Below are 8,086 nucleotides of genomic sequence, written 5' to 3' on the forward strand. Positions count from 1 at the left end.
TAAAATTTACAAGGAGGTAAAAGCTATCTCCTATAAACAAGGGAAGAGGTTTGACTCTTTGAGGGATATTTAGTATCCTAGTAGCAAGCAAATAATCTTCCGAAGAAAGAGCAAGAAACTTGCCCGGCCTATAGAGATGGTATTCTTGGCTGTAAAATACCAATTAGGGGTAAGGCTGAACACTCTGGAGGAATGGTAGTGCAAAGCTACCACGTTTGAGGCGTTAACGATAAGGGAAAGTAGCGATACTTTCTAAACTAAGGTGGTACCACGTAAATGAGCGTCCTTTCTTAAACAGTCAATGTTTGAGGAAGGATTTTTTCTTTGCATTTAAAGCCACTAAGCAGACTGAAAACAATGTGCATGAGGAGGATGGCATGAAATATCAAAAGCAAAAGGGGACTAGTGACCTCTTTCCTGACCAGTTAGACAATTGGCACTATATTGAATCCCTGGCCCAAGATTTGATGCAAAAATACCGGTTCAAAGAAGTCAGGGTTCCAATTTTTGAAGACGTGGAACTTTTTGCCCGAGGCGTTGGGGAGACTAGCGATATTGTAAGCAAGGAAATGTATGACTTCTACGACAAGGGGGACCGCCATATTGCCCTGCGACCTGAAGGGACGGCAGGGGTAGTCCGGGCCTATGTCGAAAATAAAATGTATGGTCCAGAATACCACAAGCCCCAAAAATACTACTATATGGGTCCTATGTTCCGCTATGAAAGACCCCAAAGTGGCCGGATGCGCCAGTTCCACCAATTGGGGGTAGAGGTTTTTGGAAGCAAAAACCCTGCCACGGACCTGGAAGCCATGGCCCTAGCCTTGGACTTGTTCCAAACTATTGGAATCAAGAATTTAAAATTGGTTATCAATTCCCTAGGATCTAACCAGTCGCGCAAGACTTACCGCCAAGCCTTGATTGACTTTTTAGAACCCCATTATGACCAGCTTAGCCCCGACTCCAAAAACCGCCTTTACAAAAACCCTTTAAGGGTCTTAGACAGTAAAGACCAAAAGGATAAGGAGATCGTCCAAGATGCCCCATCCATCCTGGACTACTTAGACGATCCCTCCCTTGACCACTTCCAGGAAGTCAAGCAAGGTTTAGAAGATTTGGGAATTGACTACCAGGTGGACTCCAATATGGTCCGGGGACTAGATTATTACAATGACACGATTTTTGAAATTATGACGGATGACCCTAACTTCGGGTCTAATACAACTATTGCAGCAGGGGGACGCTATGACAAGCTGGTCGAGGAAGTGGGCGGTCCACAAAGCCCAGCCTTTGGTTTTGCCGTCGGTTTGGAACGTTTGGTCATGTTAATTGACCAGTCTGATATTCAACTGCCGAACCAGGACCACTTAGATATTTACTTGGTCACCATCGGCCAAGCTGCCAATCGACAGGCACTCAAGCTAAGCCAAGTCTTGCGTCAGGCAGGCTTACATGTTGAAAGAGAATTTATGGACCGCAAACCTGGCAAGCAGTTTAAGTCAGCTGACAAGCTCCAGGCTGACTTGGCCATGACCCTGGGAGACCATGAAATCGAACAGGGAACGGTTACAGTCAAGCGCTTGTCGACCGGTAAGGAAAAAGAAATAGAAGTGGCCAAGCTTTACCAAGAGGACCTAAGCGACTATTACCAAGACCTATTGGCATCACTAGGATAAAAGGAGAGAGACGAATGGACAAAACAATTTACTGCGGGAAAGTAACAGAAGATTATATTGATCAAGAAATCAGCCTGTTTGGTTGGGTTCACAAGAGACGGGACCTGGGCGGTAAGATCTTTATTGACTTAAGAGACCGGAGTGGCCTGGTTCAGGTGGTCTTTGATGGTGAGGAAAACAAAGAAGCCCTAGCGACTGCTGAAGACATTCGGAAAGAATATGTCATTGAAGTGACTGGCAAGGTGGTCTACCGCCAGGAAGGGGCTAGCAACCCAGACCTGGCAACCGGTAAGCTAGAAATAGAAGCTGGTCAAGTTCATATTTTAAACCAGGCCAAGACCCCACCCTTTGAAATTAATGATGATAAGTCAGTATCTGAGGAATTGCGGCTCAAATACCGTTATCTCGACCTACGCCGGGAAAAGATGACCCAAAACCTAGTCTTGCGCCACCAGGTTAAAAAAGTTTTCCGTAATTACTTAGACCGAAATGATTTTATCGATGTCGAAACACCTTTCTTAACCAAGTCCACCCCAGAAGGAGCCCGGGACTACTTGGTGCCTTCCCGTATCTACAATGGTAAATTTTTTGCCCTACCCCAATCGCCCCAACTCTTCAAGCAATTGTTGATGGGGGCTGGCTTGGAACGTTACTACCAAATTGTCCGTTGCTTCCGGGATGAGGACTTACGTGGGGACCGCCAACCGGAATTTACCCAAGTTGATATTGAAACCTCCTTTATGGATAGCCAATCCATCCAAGACTTGATTGAAGGCTTGCTGAAGGAGATTACCAAAGAAGTCAAAGGCATAGAGATTAAAGACGACTTCCCCCGCCTAACTTATGCGGAAGCTATGGACCGGTTCGGCAGTGATAAACCGGATATCCGCTTTGGCTTGGAACTAGAAGATGTTAGTGGTATCGTCAAAGACAGTGACTTTAAGGTCTTTGCTTCTGCCATTGAAGCAGGAGGTTTAGTCAAAGCCATTAATGCCAAGGGTGGGGCAAACCACTATACCCGCAAGCAAATCGATAAGCTCCAAGAGACTACCGCCGTTTATGGGGCTAAGGGGCTGGCTTGGCTGAAGGTCAATGAGGATGGTTTAGCTGGCCCAATTGCCAAGTTCTTTAACGACAGTCCAATTGGCGACCAAGTTTGCCAAAAACTGGGGGCAGAGCCTGGTGACCTCCTCCTATTTGTCGCTGACCAATGGAAGGTTGTCCATGATGCTTTAGGAGCCCTCCGCCTCCAGCTGGGACAGGACTTGGGCTTGATCGACCAGGATCAACTAGCCTATGTTTGGGTTGTAGACTGGCCTTTACTAGAGTTCGATGAAGAAGAAGGGCGCTATGTGGCAGCCCACCACCCCTTCACCATGCCGGTTAAAGAAGATGTCGATAAACTAGCAGATGACCCCCAATCAGTAACTGCTAATGCCTATGATATTGTCTTAAATGGTTATGAAATCGGAGGCGGGTCTATCCGTATCCATGAACGTGAATTGCAAGAAACCATGCTCAAGGCTTTAGGCTTCAGCCAGGAAGAAGCCCAAAAGCAGTTTGGCTTCTTGCTAGATGCCCTAGACTACGGCTTCCCTCCTCATGGTGGCATTGCCTTTGGTTTAGACCGGCTTGTCATGATTTTAGCTGGTGAAGCCAATATTCGTGAAGTTATCGCCTTCCCTAAAAACAAAAATGCCAAAGACCCTCTAACCGACGCTCCAGCTTCGGTATCCGAAAAACAGTTGGAAGAGTTAGGCTTATCTGTAACTTCTATTGACCAGGAAGAGTCCAGTGAGGAAAACTAGTTGGATCTATCAGACCACACAAAAAGAGACCTGGTTGCCAGGTCTCTTTTCCTTAAAAGTGCTAGACTCAAAGTAGGTTATATTTCTTAGCCATGCAAAGGAGAGACCATGAAGGAAAAAATTATTGTTATAGTTGGTCCTACCGGGGTTGGGAAGACCAAGTTGAGCCTAGAATTGGCCCAAGACTTGGCTGGCGAAATCATTAACGGGGACTCCATGCAAGTCTACCGGGGCTTGGATATTGGGACCGGCAAGGTGACTGAATCAGAAAAAGCCGGTATTCCCCACCACCTCCTGGATATCTTGGAGGTCCAAGAAGATTACTCTGTCTCTGATTTTCAAAGCCAGGGCCGGATGAAGATTGAAGCCGTTGCAAGTAAAAATCGACTCCCCATTATCGTTGGGGGGACTGGCCTTTACATTGAATCCTTGATTTATGATGTCAGCCACGGCAAGGATGCCCAGCCTGACTACGAATACCGGGCTAAATTACAGGACTTGGCTGACCAAGAAGGACGGGAATACATCTGGCAACTTTTAAACCGACTAGATCCTAAAGCTGCAGCCAAGATCCATCCCAACAACTTAGTCCGGACCATCCGGGCATTGGAGGTCTACCATGTAACGGGGGAGACATTCTCTAGCTTCCAGGACGAAAAAAAGAAGGGGCCAGCTCTCTACCAAGCCTTTATCATTGGCCTGAATACTGACCGGTCTAAATTGTATGACCGGATTAATACCAGGGTGGACCAAATGGTAGACAAGGGGCTTTTGGAAGAAGTAAAATGGCTAAAAGCTAAGACGAAAGAAGATGCCCAAAGCCGGCGGGGAATCGGCTATAGAGAAGTTCTGTCCTACCTAGATGGGGACCAGACTTTTGAAGAAGCCATCCGTGACATAAAGCAAAATTCTAGGCACTATGCCAAACGTCAGCTAACCTGGTTCCACAACCGGACCCCAGTTGACAAGTGGTATGACTTAATCCAAGACCCAGGTCAACTTGAGGAAGTAATAAAAGATGTTAAAAATTTCTTGGAGGAAGACTATATTGAGTAAAACAGGATTTGAAGATGTCGTAATTGTCGGTGTTCAAAAAGAAGAAACAGACTATGACTTCCACTACTCCCTAGACGAACTTGAAAATTTAGTCAACAATGCTCATGGCCGGGTAGTGGGACGGATAAGCCAAAAACGGGACAGTCTGGACCAGAAGACCTTTGTGGGCAAGGGGAAGTTAAAAGAGATTAAAGACCTGGTGGAAGCTAAAGATGCGACTTGCCTTATTTTTAACCAGGAATTATCCCCCAGCCATGTCCGCAATATCCAGGACTTCATCAATGTCAAGGTTCTAGACCGAATTCAAGTCATTTTAGACATTTTTGCCATGCGGGCCCAGTCCAAGGCGGGCCGGCTCCAGGTTGAGTTAGCCCAGCTTAACTACCTCCTGCCAAGGTTAGCCGGTCAAGGGGAGAACTTGTCCCGACTAGGTGGGGGGATTGGTACCCGGGGGCCAGGTGAGACGAAGTTAGAAACTGACCGGCGTCACATCCAGAAGCAGATTTCTGATATCAAAAAGGAACTCGTCAAGTTGGCTGACCATCGCAAGAGAAGCCGGCAAAAGCGCCAGGAAAGTCAGATAGTCCAAATCGGCCTGATTGGCTACACCAATGCCGGCAAGTCCACCCTCCTCAATAAACTGACTGGTAGTCAAAGTCTGGAGAAGGATATATTATTTGCCACCTTAGACCCTATAACTCGCCAATTGACCTTGCCCAGTGGCTTGCAAGTAACCTTGACCGATACAGTCGGCTTTATCAAAGACTTGCCCACACAGTTAATTGAGTCCTTTAAGTCAACTCTAGAAGAAAGCAGGCAAGCAGATATTTTGCTTCACTTGGTTGATGCTTCTAGCCCCAACCGTGTGAGTCAAGAAGACACAGTAGTGGCCTTGCTGGAAGATTTGGATATGGAAGATATTCCAAGACTAACTGTTTACAATAAAAAGGATAAACTAGACCAAGCCTTTACCCCCTTGGCTTTTCCCAACCTCCTTATCTCAGCCTTAGACGACCAGGATATCACTTACCTTAAGTCCAGTATTGAAAACTTTTTGATGGACCAAATTATGGCCACCTACCAAGTCGACCTACCGGCCAGCCGGGGGGATATTTACTCAGCCCTCCAACAAGGAACCATTGTTAAGAAGGAAAAATTTGACAAAACTAACCAGTCCTATAAAATTGAAGGCTATGCCAAAAAAGACTCTTACTGGCAGTCTTTATTAGAGGAGGGAGTCGATGGATAAGGATAAGTTAATCCGGCTAGGCCCCAGAAAGCCTGACCCAGAAAAGGGGAGCCCAGACCAGGACCATAAACCGTCAAGAGGAAACCCTGAAGATAAGCCAGACCAGGCAGGTGACCAGGGGCCAAAAGGGGAAACTAGTCAGGCTAAGCTACATGACCAAGCAAAAAACCAAGACCAGGAAAGAATTATTACGAAAATCCAGCCCCAAAAGAAAAAGGGCCGTTATAATATCTACCTAGATGGAGACTATGCCTTCCCCATCAGTGAAGGGAGTTTGGTGAAGCACTTTTTGCGCAAGGGGATGGTGGTTTCCCAGTCCCTGCAAAAAGACCTGGAAAAAGAAGACCAATTTTCCAAGGCCTACAGCCGGGCCTTAAATTACCTGTCTTACGCCTTGCGGACTGAAAAACAAGTCCAAGATGACCTTGAAGACAAGGGTTTTAGCCAAGATAGCCAGGCAGTGATTGCCAAGCTAAAAGACCAGGCCTTGATTAATGATTTAGAATATGCCAAGTCCTACATCCGAACGGCAGCTAAGATTAACCGCAAGGGACCTCGATTAATTCAAAATGAACTGGTCCAAAAGGGGGTAGGAGACCAGGACATTGAAACAGCCATGGTTGAATACCCCTACCAAGACCAAGTGGACAATGCCAGCCAGCTGATGGAAAAACAATTTAACAAGTCCCGGAACAAATCACAAAGGCAGCGACTAGCCAAGGTTAAATCCTACCTATTTAACAAAGGCTACCTCAGTCAAGTGATTGACCAGGCCTTGGCGGAGGTTCAACCCCAACTAGACCAGGAAGAAGAATACCAGGCCTTAATCAAGCAAGGGGACAAGGCTTATAAGCGCTACCGGAAAAAGGCTAGCGGTTATGAACTAAGGCAAAAAATCAAGGCCTTTTTATTCAATAAGGGCTTCTCCAGTGACCTAATCAACCAGTATCTTGAGAATAAGGAGGACGAAGAAGACTAGTGGACCGGAAAGACTTAGAAGAAAAGTATGGTATTGACCTCTGGGATGACCAAACAAGGCAAGACTTCCGTGAGACCCTTTTGGCTTGGTACGACCAAGAAAAGAGAGACCTACCTTGGCGGCAGACCAAGGATCCTTACAAGATCTGGGTTTCAGAAATCATGCTCCAACAAACCCAAGTGGCCACCGTTATCCCTTACTATGAAAAATTCATCCAAACTTACCCTGACATCAAATCTTTAGCGGAGAGCAATGAAGATGACCTCCTCCGTCTGTGGCAAGGACTCGGTTATTATTCAAGGGCCCGGAACATGCGACAAGCTGCCCAGCAAATTATGGAAGACTACGGGGGTCATTTTCCAAAAGACCCTAAAGAGATCAAAAAACTCAAGGGGATCGGCCCCTACACCAGTGGTGCCATCGCTTCCATGGCCTTTGACCAGGCTGAGCCAGCTGTGGATGGCAACTTAATGCGGGTTTTAGCCCGGGTCTTTGAAGTAGACCTTGACGTCAAAAAATCTTCAAACCGCAAAGTCTTTGAGGCTTTGACCAAGGAGATCATAGATCCAGACCGTCCTGGTGACTTCAACCAGGCCATGATGGACTTGGGGGCGACCATTTCAACTCCCAAGAATTATAATCCAGAATTATCCCCCATCAAGGAATTTGACCAGTCCTACCTGAACGATACCTGGCGCCGTTACCCCGTTGCCAGTTCGAACAAGAAGGCAAAAAAAGAGGTTTATCTAGCCTTGCTGGTCAAGGATAAGGATGGAGACTACTTGGTCGAAAAACGGCCAGCTAAGGGCCTCTTAGCTAACCTCTGGCTCTTTCCCATAATTAATTTGGAGGACTTAAAGCAAGCTAGCCAGGATCCAGAATCTTGGCAGGTCAAGCAGGGAGCTTTGCAGGAAGTTTTAGACCAAGACCAAGTCAACCAGGTCCAAGCCTATTTCAAAGACCACTACCACTTGCCCAGTCAATTTAACCAGCAAGTCCAAGGCCAGGTAAGCCACGCCTTTAGCCATCTCAACTGGTCCATTTACTTGTTGGAAGGTCAAGTTGATTCTGGCCAAGCCATTCCCGACCAGTGCGAATGGCTGAGTCCCGACCAGAGAGAGGCCTATGCCTTCCCGAAAGTCCAGGAGAAGATCTGGGAGACTTATTTTAACCCTTCCTTATTTTAAATTAGGCAAATTGTCCCTATAAGATAAGCTATTTTATGATATAATCTTGAGTTTGACACTTTTTTGAAAGCAAAACCCTTCCGAAGGCTGATATAACAGTCTTTAGAAGGGTTTTTTATGGTTCAAAAAAA

The 8,086-nt window shown here is 46.4% G+C and carries 6 protein-coding genes; all 6 read left to right on the top strand.

Annotated features, from left to right (window positions below):
• Positions 1-377: 377 nt before the first annotated feature.
• The 6 genes from hisS (at position 378) to mutY (ending at position 7,955) form a co-directional block, all read left to right on the top strand.
• Positions 378-1,676: a histidine--tRNA ligase gene (gene hisS / locus HMPREF9698_RS01775; RefSeq protein WP_003776703.1), complete on the top strand. Its 1,299-nt coding sequence runs from the start codon at positions 378-380 to the stop codon at positions 1,674-1,676.
• Between the two features lie 14 nt (positions 1,677-1,690).
• A complete protein-coding gene (gene aspS, locus HMPREF9698_RS01780; RefSeq protein ID WP_003776705.1) occupies positions 1,691-3,484 on the top strand; it encodes an aspartate--tRNA ligase in 1,794 nt (597 codons plus the stop codon).
• 108 nt (positions 3,485-3,592) lie between these two features.
• Positions 3,593-4,540 carry a tRNA (adenosine(37)-N6)-dimethylallyltransferase MiaA gene (miaA, locus tag HMPREF9698_RS01785; RefSeq protein ID WP_003776707.1) on the top strand — a complete coding sequence of 316 codons (948 nt, stop codon included), beginning with the start codon at positions 3,593-3,595 and terminating at the stop codon, positions 4,538-4,540.
• A complete protein-coding gene (gene hflX / locus HMPREF9698_RS01790; RefSeq protein ID WP_083860968.1) occupies positions 4,503-5,789 on the top strand; it encodes a GTPase HflX in 1,287 nt (428 codons plus the stop codon). The genes miaA and hflX overlap by 38 nt, the downstream gene beginning before the upstream one ends.
• Positions 5,782-6,768 (top strand): recombination regulator RecX, encoded by a 987-nt coding sequence (gene recX, locus HMPREF9698_RS01795; protein WP_003776712.1) that lies wholly within the window; start codon positions 5,782-5,784, stop codon positions 6,766-6,768. Before hflX ends, recX begins: the two co-directional genes overlap by 8 nt.
• Entirely contained in the window at positions 6,768-7,955 is a 1,188-nt protein-coding gene (gene mutY, locus HMPREF9698_RS01800) for an A/G-specific adenine glycosylase (protein WP_003776715.1), read from the top strand. Before recX ends, mutY begins: the two co-directional genes overlap by 1 nt.
• The last annotated feature ends 131 nt before the right edge of the window (positions 7,956-8,086 follow it).

The sequence above is a fragment of the Alloiococcus otitis ATCC 51267 genome, from assembly GCF_000315445.1.
In the GTDB taxonomy this organism is placed as follows: Bacteria; Bacillota; Bacilli; order Lactobacillales; family Carnobacteriaceae_A; genus Alloiococcus; species Alloiococcus otitis.